Origin of the sequence: Pseudomonas rossensis, from assembly GCF_039888995.1 — a bacterium.
GTDB classification, from domain to species: Bacteria; Pseudomonadota; Gammaproteobacteria; order Pseudomonadales; family Pseudomonadaceae; genus Aquipseudomonas; species Aquipseudomonas rossensis.
In genome coordinates this window covers 37,195-53,907 of the sequence record NZ_JBBWCB010000015.1, presented here as the reverse complement: position 1 = coordinate 53,907, position 16,713 = coordinate 37,195, and the positions used below count along the sequence as shown (strand labels likewise).

At 58.7% G+C, this 16,713-nt stretch carries 16 protein-coding genes; 11 read left to right on the top strand and 5 right to left on the bottom strand.

Translation table 11 applies throughout. The features are described from left to right. Nucleotide 1: 1 nt before the first annotated feature. Genes WLY71_RS06810 through WLY71_RS06800 form a run of 3 tightly spaced genes read left to right on the top strand, consistent with a single transcriptional unit; the run spans nt 2 to nt 1,863 of the window. Nucleotides 2-499, top strand: coding sequence for an MFS transporter (locus WLY71_RS06810; RefSeq protein WP_347802964.1), 498 nt, complete (start codon nt 2-4; stop codon nt 497-499). Between the two features lie 32 nt (nt 500-531). Then, nucleotides 532-1,308 (top strand): class II glutamine amidotransferase, encoded by a 777-nt coding sequence (locus WLY71_RS06805; RefSeq protein ID WP_347802963.1) that lies wholly within the window; start codon nt 532-534, stop codon nt 1,306-1,308. Between the two features lie 12 nt (nt 1,309-1,320). Further along, a complete protein-coding gene (locus tag WLY71_RS06800) occupies nt 1,321-1,863 on the top strand; it encodes a DUF2937 family protein (RefSeq protein WP_347802962.1) in 543 nt (180 codons plus the stop codon). A 151-nt stretch (nt 1,864-2,014) separates the two neighbouring features. Here the strand turns inward: WLY71_RS06800 and WLY71_RS06795 are convergent, their stop codons facing one another. After that, complete coding sequence (locus tag WLY71_RS06795; protein ID WP_347802961.1) at nt 2,015-2,929, bottom strand: LysR family transcriptional regulator; 915 nt, start codon at nt 2,927-2,929, stop codon at nt 2,015-2,017. A 148-nt stretch (nt 2,930-3,077) separates the two neighbouring features. Between WLY71_RS06795 and WLY71_RS06790 the strand changes: the two genes are divergently transcribed. The 4 genes from WLY71_RS06790 to WLY71_RS06775 all read left to right on the top strand — a co-directional run bounded on the left by WLY71_RS06790 (nt 3,078) and on the right by WLY71_RS06775 (nt 6,802). After that, nucleotides 3,078-4,364, top strand: coding sequence for an MFS transporter (locus WLY71_RS06790; RefSeq protein ID WP_347802960.1), 1,287 nt, complete (start codon nt 3,078-3,080; stop codon nt 4,362-4,364). Nucleotides 4,365-4,425: 61 nt separating this feature from the next. Then, complete coding sequence (locus WLY71_RS06785; RefSeq protein ID WP_134422161.1) at nt 4,426-5,178, top strand: 5-oxoprolinase subunit PxpA; 753 nt, start codon at nt 4,426-4,428, stop codon at nt 5,176-5,178. Further along, the gene (locus tag WLY71_RS06780; protein ID WP_347802959.1) at nt 5,175-5,879 is read left to right on the top strand and encodes a 5-oxoprolinase subunit B family protein; all 705 of its coding nucleotides are present in this window, start codon (nt 5,175-5,177) and stop codon (nt 5,877-5,879) included. Before WLY71_RS06785 ends, WLY71_RS06780 begins: the two co-directional genes overlap by 4 nt. Beyond that, a complete protein-coding gene (locus tag WLY71_RS06775) occupies nt 5,876-6,802 on the top strand; it encodes a 5-oxoprolinase subunit C family protein (RefSeq protein ID WP_347802958.1) in 927 nt (308 codons plus the stop codon). Before WLY71_RS06780 ends, WLY71_RS06775 begins: the two co-directional genes overlap by 4 nt. A gap of 120 nt (nt 6,803-6,922) precedes the next feature. On the opposite strand, the gene WLY71_RS06770 is transcribed toward WLY71_RS06775, so the two are convergent. From WLY71_RS06770 to WLY71_RS06760, 3 genes are all read right to left on the bottom strand, one after another. Further along, complete coding sequence (locus WLY71_RS06770) at nt 6,923-8,101, bottom strand: vWA domain-containing protein (RefSeq protein ID WP_008153157.1); 1,179 nt, start codon at nt 8,099-8,101, stop codon at nt 6,923-6,925. An 11-nt stretch (nt 8,102-8,112) separates the two neighbouring features. Then, nucleotides 8,113-8,958, bottom strand: a complete 846-nt coding sequence (locus tag WLY71_RS06765; protein WP_140677330.1) for an AAA family ATPase — start codon at nt 8,956-8,958, stop codon at nt 8,113-8,115. A 143-nt stretch (nt 8,959-9,101) separates the two neighbouring features. After that, nucleotides 9,102-10,178: a DUF748 domain-containing protein gene (locus WLY71_RS06760; RefSeq protein WP_347802957.1), complete on the bottom strand. Its 1,077-nt coding sequence runs from the start codon at nt 10,176-10,178 to the stop codon at nt 9,102-9,104. 126 nt (nt 10,179-10,304) lie between these two features. On the opposite strand from WLY71_RS06760, the gene cysK reads away from it, so the two are divergent. From cysK to WLY71_RS06745, 3 genes are all read left to right on the top strand, one after another. Continuing rightward, nucleotides 10,305-11,279: a cysteine synthase A gene (gene cysK / locus WLY71_RS06755; RefSeq protein ID WP_347802956.1), complete on the top strand. Its 975-nt coding sequence runs from the start codon at nt 10,305-10,307 to the stop codon at nt 11,277-11,279. A gap of 209 nt (nt 11,280-11,488) precedes the next feature. Next, on the top strand, nt 11,489-12,427 hold the full coding sequence (locus WLY71_RS06750; protein ID WP_347802955.1) for an aspartyl/asparaginyl beta-hydroxylase domain-containing protein: 939 nt from the start codon (nt 11,489-11,491) through the stop codon (nt 12,425-12,427). Nucleotides 12,428-12,916: 489 nt separating this feature from the next. Then, nucleotides 12,917-13,780: a DMT family transporter gene (locus WLY71_RS06745; protein ID WP_347802954.1), complete on the top strand. Its 864-nt coding sequence runs from the start codon at nt 12,917-12,919 to the stop codon at nt 13,778-13,780. A gap of 112 nt (nt 13,781-13,892) precedes the next feature. Here the strand turns inward: WLY71_RS06745 and WLY71_RS06740 are convergent, their stop codons facing one another. Continuing rightward, nucleotides 13,893-14,801, bottom strand: a complete 909-nt coding sequence (locus WLY71_RS06740) for a DMT family transporter (RefSeq protein WP_347802953.1) — start codon at nt 14,799-14,801, stop codon at nt 13,893-13,895. Between the two features lie 129 nt (nt 14,802-14,930). On the opposite strand from WLY71_RS06740, the gene aceK reads away from it, so the two are divergent. Continuing rightward, the gene (gene aceK, locus WLY71_RS06735) at nt 14,931-16,649 is read left to right on the top strand and encodes a bifunctional isocitrate dehydrogenase kinase/phosphatase (protein ID WP_347802952.1); all 1,719 of its coding nucleotides are present in this window, start codon (nt 14,931-14,933) and stop codon (nt 16,647-16,649) included. The last annotated feature ends 64 nt before the right edge of the window (nt 16,650-16,713 follow it).

Here is a 16,713-nt window from a genome sequence, read left to right as displayed (position 1 = left end):
CATGGACACCATGACCGAGAACGACTATCTGATCGCTTGGGGCCTCTACGCCTTCGCCGCTTTGGGCTGCCTGTTGGTGTGGATGCGTATCACCCGCTGGATGTGGCGCTGGCTGCGTGAGCCGCTGCGGCTATTGGTTGCCGTGTTGCTGTTCAGCCCGACCATCATCGACCCGGTAAAGGAAAAGGTCGCTCCGGCCATCGCCATCACTGCCCTTGATCTATTGTTCAAGGTCGGCAACAACGCCTGGCGGGCGGTTTCCGACCTGTTCATGTACGGCATGATCGCCTTCGGTATCTACCTGGTATTCGTGGCGATCCGTTTCCCTGTCGAACGTGCGTCCAACGCTCGCAAGGAACAGGCTGCCGCTGCCAAGGCTGCGGCCCGGGCCGATGACCCTGAAGAGGATCATCCTTTCGGCGGTGCGGGCGATGATCGTTACGGTCGTCCACCGGTACCAAGCAACCCTCAGCGATTGCGGGTCGAACCGCGTCTGTAACCTTGCCCCTGCCTTTCAGCGAGAATCCGAGCATGTGTGAGTTATTGGGCATGAGCGCCAATGTGCCGACCGATATCGTGTTCAGCTTCACCGGGCTGATGCAGCGCGGCGGCCGCACGGGCCCGCACCGTGACGGCTGGGGCATCGCCTTTTACGAGGGCCGTGGCCTGCGCCTGTTTCAGGACCCGGCGGCGAGCAGTGAGTCCGAGGTCGCGAACCTGGTGCAACGCTATCCGATCAAGAGCGAAGTGGTGATCGGGCACATCCGTCAGGCCAACGTCGGCAAGGTCTGCCTGTCCAACACCCATCCGTTCGTGCGTGAGCTGTGGGGCCGCAACTGGTGTTTCGCCCACAACGGCCAGCTCGCGGAGTTTCAACCGATCAAGAGTTTTTACCGCCCTGTCGGCGATACCGACAGCGAAGCGGCGTTCTGCGATTTGCTCAACCGCGTGCGCGCAGCGTTCCCGGAACCGGTAGAGGTCGAAGAGCTGCTGCCAGACCTGGTGGCCGCCTGCGCCGAGTACCGTAGCAAAGGCGTGTTCAACTGCCTGCTCAGCGATGGCGACTGGTTGTTCTGCTATTGCTCGACCAAACTGGCGCAAATCACCCGTCGCGCACCATTCGGTCCGGCACGTTTGAAGGACGTCGATGTGATCGTCGATTTCCAGGCCGAAACCACGCCCAACGACGTGGTCACGGTGATCGCCACCGAACCCTTGACCGAAAACGAAACCTGGACCCGCTACGAACCGGGCCAATGGAGCCTCTGGCGACGCGGTGAATGCGTCAGCCAGGGCAAGACCGAATAAGGATTCCCCCTCATGTTGCTCAGTTACCTACGGCTGGTGTTGTTTGCGGCGGGCCTGTTGATCGGTGTCCAGGTGCCGGGGTTCATCAGCGATTATGCCAAACGGGTAGAAGCGCATCTGATTGAGGCGCAGACCGGTCTGAGCGGTTTTCAGGGCACGGCGAATCAGTTCTTCAAGGGTGACATGCAGGCGTTGGTGGCCCATTACCGCGCCAGCGAAGATCCGATCTTTCGCAGCGACGCCGACAGCTTGAACACCTTGCTGACCCGTCAACTGGCCCTCGATAAACAGTTCCAGGCCATGCAGGGCCCGTGGTACATCCGCTTCCTGCAGGTTGCGCTGGCGGCCGACCCGGATATTCGCAAGGAAACCTGGAACGGCTACAGCTACCAGATTCTGCTGACGCCGGAAGCGATGATCTGGGGCATGAGCGGGGCGTTGCTGTTGTCGTTCGGCATTGAATGCCTGTTCCGGCTGATCGACTGGGTGGTGCTGGGCGGCAAACGCCTGCGCCAGAGCCGGCCGATCGAAGATCGGGATGTGCGCGGTCTTTAATGAGCGCCACCGACCTGTAGCAGCTGGCGAAGCCTGCGTTCGGCTGCGAAGCAGTCGCGAAATCAGGCACCGCGGTGTTTCAGGTAAACCGAGCTGGCTGAATTGACGACTGCTTCGCAGCCGAACGCAGGCTTCGCCAGCTGCTACAAAGTTAGCGCGCGAGGACGATGTAGTGCTCGCCCACCTTCTTCGCATACCCGTCCAGCACCTGCTGACACAACGAAACAATCTCCTCGACCCACTCCACGCCAACCCGCCACGACACCACCACCTGCAAATTCGGTGGCCTTTGATCGATGGCCAGCAAGGTCAATTCCCCCCGCGCCAGTTCCTCGGCCACCAGCACCGGCGGCAGCGCGCCAATACCGAAGCCGTCCCGCAGCAACCGGGTGATCGCCGATACCGAGTTCACGCAGTTCAACCGTGGCGTCATGATGCCGTTGGCCTGCATCAGGGCGAGAATCTCCTGATGCGGATGAGAGTTTTTCGAATAGGTAATGATCCGTTCCCGCGCCAGGTCGGCAATGCCTGAATACTCGCGGTTGTAGATCGAGTTAGTAGCCACAATCCAGCCCATCGGGTGACTGGCCAGCTCAAGGCTGCGCACACTTTCCTGACGCAACAGGTCGGTTTGCAGGATCAGATCGAGAAAGCCTTTTTGCAGCTGATCGCAGAGGTTGAGCGCGGTATCGGCCACTAACTCGATTTCCACCAGCGGATAGTGATCCATCATTTGCGCCACCAACGGGCTCAACCAGGTATGGATGACCGTGTCCATCACGCCGATGCGGACTCGTCCGACCTTGCTCGAACGGGTTTCGATCGACTGCTTGAGGGCTTGCATGGTGTCCATCATTTGCTCGGCGTACTCGAGCACTTTCAAGCCTTCGGGCGTCAGGCTCACGCCACGTGAATCGCGCAGGAACAGCTTCACCCCGAGCTCGCCTTCGAGCACGGCAATGCGGCTGGAAATTGACGCCTGGGTGGTGAAGAGCTTGTCTGCCGTCAGGCGAAAACTCTTGAGTCGGGCGACCCAGACAAAGGTCTCGAGAAACTTCAGGTTCATAAGGACAAGTTTTTCTTATGTCTAGGGCGGGTTTTTATTAGTTGGACGCAGCAGGGCCGGCAGCCCAAAAATCAGGCCATCCGGTTCCCACGATAGGCGTCGTCGGGGCTCAGAACAATACCAATAAAAATTAGCGCGGAGATTTGCCATGAGTGCGCCCGACACGCTCGACATCCCCAAAGCCACGGCTCGCCCGGGACCTTTCGACTGGTACCGCAACATCAATCAGCAGGAACGTCGCACCTTCTGGAGCTGCAAGATCGGCTATGGCCTGGACGGCATGGACACGCAGATGCTCAGCTTCGTGGTGCCGACCCTGATTGCGATGTGGGGCATCACCACCGGCGAGGCCGGGCTGATTCACACCAGCACCTTGATCGCCTCGGCCATTGGCGGTTGGGTGGCAGGGATTCTGTCCGACCGCATCGGTCGCGTACGCACCTTGCAACTCACCGTGCTGTGGTTCGCCTTTTTCACCTTCCTTTGCGGCTTCGCCCAAAACTACGAACAACTGCTGATCAGCCGCACGCTGATGGGCTTCGGTTTCGGCGGCGAATGGACCGCTGGTGCGGTGTTGATGGGTGAAGTGATTCGCGCCAAGGACCGCGGCAAAGCGGTGGGTATGGTGCAATCGGGCTGGGCGCTGGGTTGGGGGCTGACGGCGATTTTGTATGCGTTGCTGTTCTCGGTGATGCCACCGGAAGACGCCTGGCGCGCATTGTTCATCCTTGGCATCGTGCCGGCGATTTTTGTGATCTTCGTCCGTCGGCTGGTCAAGGACCCGGAAATCTATCGCGAAGCCAAGGCTAAGCAAGAACCCAGCAATCCGGCAAAATTCTACGAGATATTCGCTCCCGGTATCCTTTTCACCACGATTCGTGCTTCGGTGCTGACCACCGGTGCTCTGGGCGGTTACTACGCGATCACCTCCTGGTTGCCGACCTTTCTGAAGAACGAACGCGGTTTGAGCGTACTCGGTACGGGCGGTTATCTGGCGATGGTGATCGTCGGTTCCTACGTCGGTTACGTCATCAGCGCGTATTTGACTGACATCCTCGGGCGTAAAAAGAACTTCATTCTGTTCGCGGTCGGCTCGTTCACCATTGTTCTGCTCTACACCCAATTGCCGGTCAGCAATGGCGTGATGCTCTGGCTGGGCTTTCCTTTGGGCTTCTTCGCCTCGGGGATTTTCAGTGGCATGGGCGCATTTCTGACTGAACTGTTTCCGACGCGGATTCGCGGTTCGGGCCAGGGCTTTTGCTACAACATTGGCCGGGCGCTGGCGGCGTTGTTCCCGCTGTTGATCGGCTTGATGAGCCAGACGGTGCCATTGAGCGTAGGCATCGGTGCTTTTGCGGCGGTGTCCTATGGGGTGGTGATCCTTGCGGCCCTGAGCCTGCCGGAAACCCGTGGCAAGCAACTTGAAGCCGAGTAGCTGATAATCTACGGGCAAATGCCTACAGCTAAAAAGAATCAAACCTACAGGAGTGTTCACCGTGAACCGCCTGCTATTGAACTGCGACATCGGCGAGAGTTTCGGCAACTGGACCATGGGTCTGGACGCCGAGGTCATGCCCTTCATCGATTGCGCCAACATCGCCTGCGGTTTCCATGCCGGCGACCCGAGCATCATGCGCAAGACCGTCAGCCTGGCCTTGAGCAACGGCGTGCAGATCGGCGCACATCCGGCGTATCAGGATCTGGTCGGCTTCGGCCGCCGTTCCATGGCCTATACCGCCCAGGAACTTCAGGACATTGTGCATTACCAGATCGGCGCTCTCGACGGCATTTGCCGGGCTCAGGGTGGGCGGGTGAGTTACGTCAAGCCGCACGGCGCGATGTACAACGACATGATGGCCAACCCGGCGCAATTGCGCGCAGTGCTTCAGGCTGTGGCGTCCTATGATCGTGAGTTGCCGCTGATGTTGATGGCCACTCGCGACAACAGCGCCGCCCAGCAGTTGGGCGATGAATACGGCGTGACCCTGTGGTTCGAAGCCTTCGCCGATCGCGCTTACGACAGTGCGGGAATGCTGGTCTCGCGGCAACTGCCGGGCGCAGTGCATCACGATCCCGAAACAATCATCGAGCAGGCGCTGACCATTGCCCGCGGCGGCAACCTCACGGCCAGCGATGGCAGTGCCTTGCACTTGCAGGCCAACACCCTTTGCGTACACGGCGACAATGCCAGTTCGGTAGCCGCCGTGCGGCGTATTCGCGAAGCACTTGATCAGCAGAGCGCGCCATGAACCTGCGGGTAGAAGTGGTGGCGCTGGATTGCTTGATGGTCCGTTTGTTTGATGAGATCAGCGAGGCCAACATGCCGTGGATGCTTGCAGCCAGTGGAAGTCTGCGTGCTGCATTCGCCGGGCATCTGATCGATCTGGTGCCGTCCTATACGACGTTGATGGTGCATTACGATCTGACCGCGTTGAGTCCGGCTCAAGCGCGGGAGCTGATCGCTGAGGCCTTGATCGATCTGTCGCCCAACGCCTGCACCCGCGGCAAATGTCATGTGTTGCCGGTCTGGTATGACTTGAGCGTTGGCCCGGAGTTGAGCCTGTTGTCCCAGCGCAGCGGATTGGCCGTGGATGAAGTGATCCGCCGCCACAGCGAGCGCGAGTATCAGGTGTTCGCCTTGGGTTTCGCGCCGGGTTTCGCCTTCATGGGGTTGGTGGACGAAGCGCTGGCGGCGCCGCGTCTGAACACTCCGCGTAAAAAAGTGGCTGCTGGAAGTGTCGGCATCGCTGAACGCCAAACGGCCGCTTACCCGGTGGTGTCCCCCGGTGGCTGGAATCTGATCGGCCGCACCCCGGCCAAATTGTTCGACCGCGAACGCGACGGCTACAGCCTGATGCAACCAGGCGACACGGTGCGTTTCGAAGCCGTCAGCCATGCCGAATTCATCAATCTGGGCGGTGATGACACGCCGTTGGAGGCGCAGGCATGAGCCGTCTATCAATAGAAGCGAGTACACCGCTGTGCCTGTTGCAGGACGCTGGTCGTTTCGGCGTGCGGCATCTGGGCGTGACCCAGGGCGGGGCGGCGGATTGGCAATCGATGTCGTGGGCTAATTGGTTGCTGGGCAATGGCCTGGATGCACCGGTGATTGAAATCACCCTGGGCGGGTTCACCGTCGTTGCCGAAGAGGATTGCGTGCTGGCGTTGGCCGGGGCGGATCTGGGGGCGCAGGTGGATGGCGAGGCGTTGGCACCGTGGCGCAGTTTCAGGCTGAACAAAGGTCAGCAATTGCAATTCACTCAACCGCTGCTTGGGGCCCGGGCTTATTTGGCGGCCCCGGGCGGATTTGATGCGCCAAAGGTGTTGGGCAGCAGCGCAACGGTGGTCCGTGAGGAACTCGGCGGGCTGGATGGCATGGGCCGGGCGTTGGCCAAAGATGCGCAGTTGAGCTACTCGGGCAGCTCGCTGCTCCTGCTGCGGGAATTGGCGCGCGAACAGGTGCCGGATTTCAAACTCAACGCGCCACTGGACCTGGTGCTCGGTGCCCAGATCGGCGAGTTCAGTGGACAGAGTTCGTTTGACGCGTTCAACAGCATCTGGACCCTCGACAGCCGTGCCGACCGGATGGGGATCCGCTTGCTGGGAACGGCGTTGCAGTATCAGGGTAAGCCGATGATTTCCGAAGGCATCCCGCTGGGTGCGGTTCAGGTACCGCCGGACGGGCAGCCGATTGTGTTGCTCAATGATCGGCAGACCATTGGTGGTTATCCGCGATTGGGGGCGTTGACGCCGTTGGCGCTGGCGCGACTGGCGCAGTGTCTGCCGGGGGCAACGGTGCGGTTGCGGCCGGTGGTGCAGGATGTGGCACATCGGGAGCAGGTCGAATATCTTCAACGATTCGTCAACCGCTAAAAGCATCGCGAGCAAGCTCGCTCCCACAGTTTGATCTCTGGCGAACACATTCCTTGTGTACGACCAAATCCATTGTGGGAGCGAGCTTGCTCGCGATAGCGTCAGACCAGACACCGAAGATTATTTGGAAAGAAACCGCATCCCTTCTTCCAAACCCCGCAACGTCAGCGGATACATCTGGTCGTTAATCAAGTCCCGCACGATGTTGGTCGAAGACGTATAGCCCCACGTATCTTTCGGATACGGGTTGATCCAGATGACCTTCTTGTACTTCTCCATGAACCGCTGCATCCACACATAACCCGCTTCTTCGTTCCAGTGCTCGACGCTGCCGCCGGCCTGGGTGATTTCGTACGGCGCCATGGCGGCGTCACCGATGAAGATCACTTTGTAGTCGGCGCCGTATTTGTGCAGCAGATCCTGGGTCGACGTGCGCTCGGACGTTCGGCGCATGTTGTTCTTCCACACCGATTCATAAACGAAGTTGTGGAAGTAGAAATACTCCAGGTGTTTGAACTCGGTCTTGCAGGCCGAGAACAGCTCTTCGCAGATCTTCACGTGGGCGTCCATCGAGCCGCCGATGTCGAACAGAAGCAACAGCTTGACGGTGTTGCGCCGCTCCGGACGCATCTGGATGTTCAGCAGCCCGGCATCGCGCGCGGTGTGGTCGATGGTGCCATCGATGTCCAGTTCTTCCGCCGCGCCCTGGCGCGCGAATTTGCGCAACCGGCGCAGGGCGACCTTGATGTTGCGCGTGCCCAGCTCCACCGAATCGTCGAGGTTCTTGTACTCGCGCTGATCCCAGACCTTGACCGCTTTGCCCTGGCGTTTGCCGGCATCGCCGACGCGAATGCCTTCCGGGTTGAAGCCGCCGGAGCCGAACGGGCTGGTGCCGCCGGTGCCGATCCACTTGTTACCGCCGGCATGGCGTTCTTTCTGTTCTTCGAGGCGTTTCTTGAACTCTTCGATCAGCTTGTCCAGGCCGCCGAGGGACTGGATCGCCGCCCGCTCTTCGTCGGTCAGCGAACGCTCGAATTCCTTGCGCAACCAGTCTTCCGGGATCAAGGCCTGAAGGTGATCGTCGAGTTTTTCCAGGCCATTGAAGTAAGCACCAAACGCCCGGTCGAACTTGTCGAAATGCTTTTCGTCCTTCACCAGAATCGCCCGGGACAGGTAATAAAACTCGTCCATGTCGGCGAAGGTCACGCGCTGTTTAAGCGCGTTGATCAGGTCCAGCAGTTCGCGCACCGAGACCGGTACTTTGGCTGCGCGCATTTCATTGAACAGGTTGAGCAGCATGGCGTTTGCCCTTATCGAGTGCCGCGACGGCTCATGAACGCCAGACGCTCAAGCAACTGCACGTCCTGTTCGTTCTTCACCAAAGCGCCTGCCAGCGGCGGAATCGCTTTGGTCGGATCGCGTTCGCGCAGTACTGCTTCACCGATGTTGTCGGCCATCAGCAGTTTCAGCCAGTCCACCAGTTCGGAGGTCGATGGCTTCTTCTTCAGGCCCGGTACCTTGCGCACGTCGAAGAACACGTCCAGCGCTTCGCTGACCAGGTCTTTCTTGATGTTCGGGTAATGCACGTCGACGATTTTTTGCAGCGTGACGCGGTCGGGGAAGGCGATGTAGTGGAAGAAGCAGCGGCGCAGGAAGGCGTCCGGCAGTTCTTTCTCGTTGTTGGAGGTAATGATGATGATCGGGCGTTTCTTGGCCTTGATGGTCTCGTCGATCTCGTAAACGTAGAACTCCATCTTGTCGAGTTCTTGCAGCAAGTCGTTCGGGAATTCGATGTCGGCCTTGTCGATTTCGTCGATCAGCAGGATCACCCGCTCTTCGGATTCGAAGGCTTCCCAGAGCTTGCCCTTTTTCAGGTAGTTGCGAACGTCATGGACTTTCTCTGTGCCCAGTTGCGAGTCGCGCAGGCGGCTGACTGCGTCGTACTCGTACAGGCCCTGATGCGCCTTGGTCGTGGACTTGATGTGCCAGGTGATCAGTTTGGCGCCAAAGGACTCGGCCAGTTGCTCGGCGAGCATGGTTTTACCGGTGCCCGGCTCGCCCTTGACCAGCAGCGGGCGCTCCAGAGTGATGGCGGCGTTGACCGCCAGCTTCAGGTCATCGGTGGCGACGTAGGCCGGGGTGCCTTCGAACTTCATCTGCTAATCCTCGAACGGTAATGCCGACCTGAACGAGGCAGGGCGGGGCGCAATAATTGTAGTACCCGACTATAACGCGGTGCCCGGTCGACTGTGAACGCAGACGGCTTATTCAGTCTCTGAATGGGGCGTCACTTGGTGACTCAGTCCGCATCCGGCTTGGGCCGTTCGTATTGGGCATTGAACGCCTGGATGAAGCCGTTGCGTAAAATCTGCAAAAAAGCCTCGAATGCGCTGATATCTCGGCGATGCACATTGCCGCTCAGTTTCACGCGAGTCGCAAACTGGTTCTTGCCCTGGTTTTTCAGCACCGTTTCGGAGCCGCCGACGATGGCCTCCCAAATGGAGCGGAAAATCCCTTTGTCCTTGTTCTCTACGTCCTGCTGCCAATTGAACACGTCGACGTCTTTCAGCAGTGGTTTGATGTAACCCGTTAATTGCGCTTTTTTAGCCTGCGCTTCAATGACCACATCACCGTGACCTGAATTGAAGTCGAACTTGCCATAGGCCGACGCGAAGTCGTTCATGCGTTTGAGTTCGATGTCTTTGACCCGCAGGCGGAACTCGAAATCTTCAAAGTTGCTCAACGGGTCGAAGGTGGCGGTGGTTTCCAGTGGGGCGTGCCCGAGCAGCAGCGCCTTGCCTTCGAAACGAGCGTCACGTTTACCTTTCGTGTCGACGACGTTGGTCAGGTTGTAGATGTTGGCGTTGACCTGAGTGGCGTTCATGTTCACAGGGGGCTTGGAGTTGAAGTTGCGGAAACTGATCTTGCCATCGTAGATCCGCACTTCGTTCAAGGTGATCGGCGCCAGTTTGCTCAATTGGGCACGCCAGTCGGTGCCCTCACCTGTTTGGGAATTTTTCTTGTTGGCGCCACCGTCGACGAAGTTCACCTCAGGTTTGAAGAACTGCACCTCGGCCACGACCGCGTGGTCGTACCAGAGCGAGTGCCAACTGACCGAGAGGTCTATCAGCGGCGCGTTGACGAAAGGCACCGGGACCTTGCCGTCGACCTTGACGATTTGCAGCCCGTTGATTTTGTACGCACCGCGCCACAGGGCCAGGTCCACATCAGTGATCTGGCCACGGTAGTCCCCCATGTCCGCCAGCTTGTCATTCAGGTAGTCGCGCACCAAGTAGGGCAGGGCGATGTGCAGGGCAATCAGCAGCACAACGAGGCCGGCGAGGGTCCACAGGGGCCAACTGTATCTGCGTTTCATGATGGCAAATCTCTGGCGATGTAAAACCATTGACTGCGCCGGTTGCAGGACGTTCGACTGACTGGACGACCACGGGCAACAGGCATACCTTGAATGGCTTATCCAACGCTGTACAAGGACCCAGCCATGAGCCGTATTTTCGCTGACAACGCCCATTCCATCGGCAATACACCGCTGGTGCAGATCAACCGTATCGCCCCGCGCGGCGTGACCATCCTGGCCAAGATCGAAGGGCGTAACCCCGGTTACTCGGTCAAGTGCCGGATCGGTGCAAGCATGATCTGGGACGCCGAAAGCACCGGCAAACTCAAGTCTGGCATGACCATTGTCGAACCGACCTCAGGCAATACCGGTATCGGCCTGGCGTTCGTTGCTGCGGCTCGCGGTTACAAGCTGATGCTGACCATGCCAGCGTCCATGAGTATCGAACGACGCAAAGTGCTCAAGGCACTGGGGGCCGAACTGGTACTGACCGAACCGGCCAAGGGCATGAAAGGAGCAATCGAGAAGGCTGCTGAAATTGTCGCCAGCGACCCGACTGCCTACTTCATGCCGTCACAGTTTGAAAACCCGGCCAACCCGGCCATCCACGAAAAAACGACCGGTCCGGAAATCTGGAACGACACCGACGGGGCAGTCGACGTACTGGTGGCAGGCGTCGGAACGGGTGGAACCATTACCGGGGTTTCGCGGTATATCAAGATTACCCAGGGTAAACCGATTATTTCGGTGGCGGTGGAGCCAGTGGTGTCGCCGGTCATCACCCAGGCAATGGCCGGTGAAGAAATCAAGCCGAGCCCTCACAAGATCCAGGGTATTGGTGCCGGTTTTGTGCCGAAGAATCTTGATCTGTCGATGGTCGATCGGGTTGAGTTGGTCAGCGATGAAGAATCCAAGGCCATGGCCCTGCGCCTGATGCAGGAAGAAGGGATTTTGAGCGGCATTTCCTGCGGCGCCGCCATGGCGGTGGCCGTCCGTCTGGCGGAAACCCCGGAAATGCAGGGCAAGACCATCGTGGTGATCCTGCCGGACTCCGGTGAACGCTACCTGTCGAGCATGCTGTTCAGTGATCTGTTTACCGAGCAGGAGAATCAGCAATAGGCGTTGCGATTTTTGATCCAGTGGGAGGGGTTGATTCAGGTCAGCCCCCTTTCAGGAACCTTATGTTAAGAAGTGCTTGATTGCGCAATCCTTAACGCTGAATGTTGAGACACACGGGTTCTTCCCGAGGCCGGTAATGTTTATCATGGCCGGCTGCCACGTCGGGTAAATGGCGTTGTGCAAAGTTGTCTACTAACAAGGAGTTGTTAATGACCGTTTCCCTTGCCGCAAAGGCGTCGCTTTTGTTGCTGTTCTTCGGCAGCACTCTCTATGTGCATTTGCGCGGCAAGGCGCGTTTGCCGGTCTTGCGTCAGTTCGTCAACCACTCGGCTTTGTTCGCGCCCTATAACGCCTTGATGTACCTGTTCTCCAGCGTGCCATCCAAACCCTATCTTGACCGCAGCAAGTTCCCGGAACTGGATGTGCTCAAGGACAACTGGGAAGTCATCCGCGACGAAGCGATGCATTTGTTCGACGAGGGTTACATCCGCGCCGCCGAAAGGAACAACGACGCTGGCTTCGGTTCGTTCTTCAAGAAAGGCTGGAAGCGCTTTTACCTCAAGTGGTACGACAAACCACTGCCATCGGCCGAAGCCCTGTGCCCGAAAACCGTGGCACTGCTCAGCAGCATTCCCAACATCAAAGGCGCGATGTTCGCGTTGCTGCCAGGCGGCAGCCACCTCAACCCGCACCGTGATCCGTTCGGCGGTTCCCTGCGTTATCACCTGGGGCTGTCGACGCCGAACTCCGACGATTGCCGGATCTTCGTCGACGGTCAGGTCTACGCCTGGCGTGATGGCGAGGACGTGATGTTCGACGAAACCTACGTGCATTGGGTCAAGAATGAAACCGACAAGACTCGGGTTATCCTTTTTTGCGACATCGAACGACCGCTGAGCAACCGCCTAGTGACCCGCATCAACCGCTGGGTCAGTGGCTTTTTGGGGCGCGCCACTGCACCGCAGAATCTTGATGATGAACGTGTTGGCGGGATTAACCATGTTTACGCATGGAGCAAGAACTCCAGCGACAAGTTCAGTGGTTTGATCAAACAGTGGAAGCGTCGCAATCCCAAGGCCTACCGTGTGCTGCGACCGGTGTTGGCGGTGGTGGTATTGACCTTGTTGGGGTATTGGTTGTTTGGGTGATTCCGAACACAGAAAAATATCAAGCGAAACACCCTCTTTTGTAGCAGCTGGCGAAGCCTGCGTTCGGCTCGGGCCGCGATCGGACGCAGGCCTCGCCAGCTGCTACAGATCGTTGCCCTTTGTCCAGGTCATTGCAATCCATGTGACCCGCTGGTTATAGTCGGCGCTCGGTGTTTTACAACCCGCCTTTTTACCCTTCAAAAAAGATCAGCCCATGCCAGTTTCCCTCATCAACGCGGTAGTCGATTCAGCGGTCAACGCTGGCGTCGTGCCGTGCGGGAATCAGCAGCCTGCGCAGATCAGTCATTACCCCCCACCTGTCAGTAGCTCGCCGGTGTGCGCAGTCGTATCACCGCCAGGCGTTGGCTTCTCGGGCTGATCAGCTTTTTTCTGCTGTTTCCATGCCCGACTAAAAAGTGCCCGCCTGAAAAAACTACTGAATTTCAGCTTCGGCTGAGTTGGCTTTTTGCCTGACTACAGGTGGTATTCATGTTTGTCCTTTCGAAAAACACCGCGCTCGCGGCGGCGTCCACGAGCCTGTTCGTTCTGCTGTGGAGCAGCGGGGCGATCTTCTCCAAATGGGGCCTGGCCCACGCGTCACCCTTTGCTTTTCTGTTGATTCGCTTCGCTATCGCAATCTGCGGATTGGTGCTGCTGGTGCCGTTGCTCAAGCTGAAGCTGCCCAAGGGCGGCAAGCCGATGGTGTATGCGATGGCCACGGGCGTGGTGTTGCTGGGGGCTTATCAGATTTTCTATCTGCTGGCCCTGGACCTGAAAGTCACACCCGGCGTCATGGCCACGATCATGGGCGTGCAGCCCATTCTCACGGTGGTGATCATGGAGCGTCAGCGATCAACCAGCAGAATGTTTGGTCTGGCACTGGGTTTGGCCGGGTTGATCATGGTGGTTTACCAGGGCATCGGTCTGGCCGGTATGTCATTGGCCGGTATGCTCTTCGGTTTGCTGGCGCTGGCGAGCATGACGTTCGGTTCGATCATGCAGAAGCGCATCACCGACAATCCACTCGGCACGCTGCCAGTGCAGTACCTGGCGGGGCTGTTGCTCTGCGGAGTCTTCGTGCCGTTCCAGCCCTTTCATTTCGACCACAGCACCGGTTTCATCGTGCCGGTGTTGTGGATGGGATTGGTGGTGTCGGTGCTGGCAACCTTGCTGCTGTATCGCTTGATCGCCCGGGGCAACCTGGTCAATGTCACCAGTCTGTTTTACCTGGTGCCGGCGGTGACGGCGGTGATGGACTACCTGATTTTTGGTAATCGACTGGCTGCATTGAGCATGCTCGGCATGCTGCTGATCATCGTCGGTCTGGTGTTCGTTTTCCGTAAATCAGCCTGAACCTGAATAAGGCCTGGAGCATTGAGGCGATGTCAGTGGTTAGCTCTGTAGTTGTCTGAACCGACGCCATCGCGGGCTTGCTCGCGAAGGCGTAATCAGCAACACCACAAAACTACCGGGCAGCAGCCTCAACCGGCTTCACCACCGCCGTCTTCAATACCAACCACAACGCCGCCGCAATCAACACCCCGCCATAGATGTGCGCCATCGACAACGGCTCATCCAGCAACATCGCCCCCCACAACACCCCGAACGGCGGGATCATGAAGGTCACGGTCATCGACTTCACCGGGCCAACCGAGCTGAGCAAGCGGAAGTAAATGATGTACGCAAACGCGGTGCACCCCAGACCCAACCCGAGCAATGACAACCAGACACTCCAGCCGCCCCAGCTTTCCGGTGGCTGGCTGATCACGCTGTAACCGAACAGCGGCAACAGAAACAACGTCGCGCCCAGCATGCTGCCCAGCGCCGAAAGGCGGCTGTCGAGACCACCGGCCTGATCAAGCCAGCGGCGCGCGAGGAATCCGGCGAAACCGTAGCAGGTCGTGGCGAGCAGGCAGGCGAGGGCGCCCATCAGCAGTTCCCTGTCGAACGCCACCGGACCGGCACGGGTCAGGATGCCCACGCCAAACAGCCCGAGGAACACGCCGCCAAGCTTGGCGGCGGTGAGCTTTTCATGGAAGAACAGACCGCCGATCAGCACGCCCATTAATGGGGTGGTGGCGTTGAAAATCGCCGAATAACCGGCCGGCAACACTTGCGCAGCCACCGAATAGAGCGTCGCCGGAATCCCGGAGTTGATCACTCCGAGCAGCATCACGGTTTTGAGTTTTCCTTTGAAATCCCAGCTGATGCGCATCAGCCCGAGAATCACCAACAGGCCGACCGCGGCAATCGATACGCGGAAAAAAGCAGTGGGGATTGTGCCAATCACCGGGGCAATGATACGCATGAACAGAAAGCTCGCGCCCCAAATGGCGGCAAGCGATAACAAACGCAGAGTATCGACGGGGTTCACAGCACGTTCCTTCCTTGATTGGCACGCAAGTGTCGCGCCAGTCAGGACGCAAGGCAATGGTTGCGTTGCGTAACAAAGGGCCACTAAGCTCAGGCCCCACGATAAGCATCAGCCGCCGAGGTTTTACCTATGCCGCAGCAATGGCCAGCCGCCGACATCGCCCGAATGATCCTCGATGGCTTTGACGATTACCGCGAGCATTTCCGCCAGATCACCGACGGCGCCCGGGCTCGCTTCGAGCAGGCCAAGTGGCAGGAGACGCAATCGGCGTCGGCCGCGCGGATCAATCTCTACGAAGAAAAAGTCAGCGAAACGGTGGAACGGCTGCGCATCGCTTTCGACGCCGACACGCTGGATGTCAGCTGCTGGCCGCTGGTCAAAAGCGCTTACATCACGCTGATCGACCTGCGCTTCGACGATGAACTGTCCGAAACCTGGTACAACTCGATCTTCTGCGGGCTGTTCAGCCACGACCTGATCAGTGACGGCTGCATGTTCATCCACACCACCCGGCCGAGCCTGCGCCGGGCCCGTGCGGCACAAACCCGTACGTACAAGCCCCAGGGCCAGTTGTCCGGGATGCTGGCGAGCATTTTTGCCGACTACCGCTTCAGCGAGGATTACGCCAACCTGGCGGGCGACCTGAGTCGTCTCGAAGGGCAATTGCGCGAGAACCTGCCGGACTGGGTCTGCAAGGACCCGGAATTGAGCGTCGAACTGTTTTCCTCGGTGCTTTACCGCAACAAAGGCGCGTACCTGGTCGGGCGCATCTACACCCAGGACGAACAATGGCCGCTGGTGATTCCGCTGCTGCACCGTGAAGGTCGAGGGATTCAGATCGATGCGCTGATCACCGATGAAGCGGACGTGTCGATCATCTTCTCGTTCACCCGTTCGTATTTCATGGTCGACGTGCCGGTACCGGCGGAGTTCATCGGTTTCCTCAAACGCATCCTGCCGGGCAAGCACATCGCCGAGCTGTACACCTCGATCGGCTTTTACAAACACGGAAAATCCGAGTTCTACCGGGCGCTGATCAATCACCTGGCCAACACCGACGACCAGTTCATCATGGCCCCGGGCGTGCGTGGCATGGTGATGAGCGTGTTTACCCTGCCGGGCTTCAACACCGTATTCAAAATCATCAAGGACCGCTTCTCACCGTCAAAGAACGTCGACCGCGCCACGGTGATCGAGAAGTACCGTCTGGTGAAGAGCGTCGACCGGGTCGGGCGCCTGGCCGACACCCAGGAATTTGCCGACTTTCGTTTCCCGTTGAGCAAGTTCGACCCGGCGTGCCTGGAAGAGCTGCTTGAAGTGGCCGCGTCCACCGTGTCGGTAGAGGGCGACACCGTGCTGATCCGCCACTGCTGGACCGAACGGCGGATGACGCCGTTGAACCTGTATCTGGAGAACGCCAACGACGCTCAGGTCCGCGAGGCGCTGGAAGATTACGGGTTGGCGATCAAGCAACTGGCGGCGGCGAACATCTTTCCCGGCGACATGCTGCTGAAGAACTTCGGCGTCACTCGTCACGGGCGGGTGGTGTTCTATGACTATGACGAGATCTGCTTCCTGACTGAAGCCAACTTCCGGCATATCCCGCTACCGCGTACGCCGGAAGACGAGATGGCGTCGGAGCCTTGGTATTCGATCGGACCGCTGGATGTGTTTCCTGAAGAGTTTCCGCCGTTTTTGTTTGCTGATTCGGGGCAGCGCAAGTTGTTTGATCAGTTGCATGGTGAGCTTTACAACGCCGATTACTGGAAAAGCCTTCAGGAAGCCATTCGCGCCGGGAAGGTGATTGATGTGTTTCCTTATCGGCGCAAAGGCCTCGACAACGAGTAGCACCTCCCCCCTGTAGGAGCTGTGTAGGAGCTGTCGAGTGAAACGAGGCTGCGATCTTTTGATC

Coding starts and splice junctions, on each gene's coding strand:
- WLY71_RS06770 (WP_008153157.1), bottom strand. CDS start 8,101: ATGCTGCTCAACCTGTTCAATGAAATGCGCGCAGCCAAAGTACCGGTC.
- aceK (WP_347802952.1), top strand. CDS start 14,931: ATGCCGCAGCAATGGCCAGCCGCCGACATCGCCCGAATGATCCTCGAT.
- WLY71_RS06800 (WP_347802962.1), top strand. CDS start 1,321: ATGTTGCTCAGTTACCTACGGCTGGTGTTGTTTGCGGCGGGCCTGTTG.
- WLY71_RS06745 (WP_347802954.1), top strand. CDS start 12,917: ATGTTTGTCCTTTCGAAAAACACCGCGCTCGCGGCGGCGTCCACGAGC.
- WLY71_RS06765 (WP_140677330.1), bottom strand. CDS start 8,958: ATGAAGTTCGAAGGCACCCCGGCCTACGTCGCCACCGATGACCTGAAG.
- WLY71_RS06805 (WP_347802963.1), top strand. CDS start 532: ATGTGTGAGTTATTGGGCATGAGCGCCAATGTGCCGACCGATATCGTG.
- WLY71_RS06775 (WP_347802958.1), top strand. CDS start 5,876: ATGAGCCGTCTATCAATAGAAGCGAGTACACCGCTGTGCCTGTTGCAG.
- WLY71_RS06795 (WP_347802961.1), bottom strand. CDS start 2,929: ATGAACCTGAAGTTTCTCGAGACCTTTGTCTGGGTCGCCCGACTCAAG.
- WLY71_RS06790 (WP_347802960.1), top strand. CDS start 3,078: ATGAGTGCGCCCGACACGCTCGACATCCCCAAAGCCACGGCTCGCCCG.
- WLY71_RS06750 (WP_347802955.1), top strand. CDS start 11,489: ATGACCGTTTCCCTTGCCGCAAAGGCGTCGCTTTTGTTGCTGTTCTTC.
- cysK (WP_347802956.1), top strand. CDS start 10,305: ATGAGCCGTATTTTCGCTGACAACGCCCATTCCATCGGCAATACACCG.
- WLY71_RS06780 (WP_347802959.1), top strand. CDS start 5,175: ATGAACCTGCGGGTAGAAGTGGTGGCGCTGGATTGCTTGATGGTCCGT.
- WLY71_RS06810 (WP_347802964.1), top strand. CDS start 2: ATGGACACCATGACCGAGAACGACTATCTGATCGCTTGGGGCCTCTAC.
- WLY71_RS06760 (WP_347802957.1), bottom strand. CDS start 10,178: ATGAAACGCAGATACAGTTGGCCCCTGTGGACCCTCGCCGGCCTCGTT.